Below are 519 nucleotides of genomic sequence, written 5' to 3' on the forward strand. Positions count from 1 at the left end.
TTTCACAGAGAGATTTCACAGAGAGATTTCTTCGGCAACTGACTTTTCGTCTTGGAGGGCACCAGAAAGTGTGAAAAGCGTTGGCAGGGGCGCCGCCGGGAACCGGCGGTCGGGGTCGGAGGTCTAAGAGACCGTGGCGTTGATTCTGGATACCGATGACGAGATTTTCATCGCGGCGGACGCCGCGGACATGGCGAAGCAGCTTGTCGGCCTCCTCTACGGCGGGTGAGGCACAGCAGAGCGTCGCTCCCGTGCCGAACGACGCCATCAAGATCATCTCCGGCCCCGCGAAGCTGGACGAGACGAAGGAGTGAGGACCATGTCCGACCAGAACATCAACATCAAGCTCGACCGCGGCGGCCCCGAGAACCACGCCTGGACGGTGCTGGGCACCCTGCTCGCCTGCGGCGCTGTCGGCATGGCCGCCTGGGCGATCTCCAACGCCGGAGCCCTGGACCTGGCTGCGACCGGCCTGTTTTTCTTCTTCATGCAGCTCATCTCGATGATGCTCAAGGCGGG

At 62.4% G+C, this 519-nt stretch carries 1 protein-coding gene; it reads left to right on the forward strand.

Annotated features, from left to right (window positions below; all coding sequences use genetic code 11):
* Positions 1 to 319: 319 nt before the first annotated feature.
* Positions 320 to 519: hypothetical protein (locus tag HMPREF2990_RS01165; protein WP_141757742.1), on the forward strand; the 200-nt coding region annotated here is incomplete at its 3' end.

The organism is Corynebacterium sp. HMSC071B10 (genome assembly GCF_001814825.1).
Lineage (GTDB): Bacteria > Actinomycetota > Actinomycetes > Mycobacteriales > Mycobacteriaceae > Corynebacterium.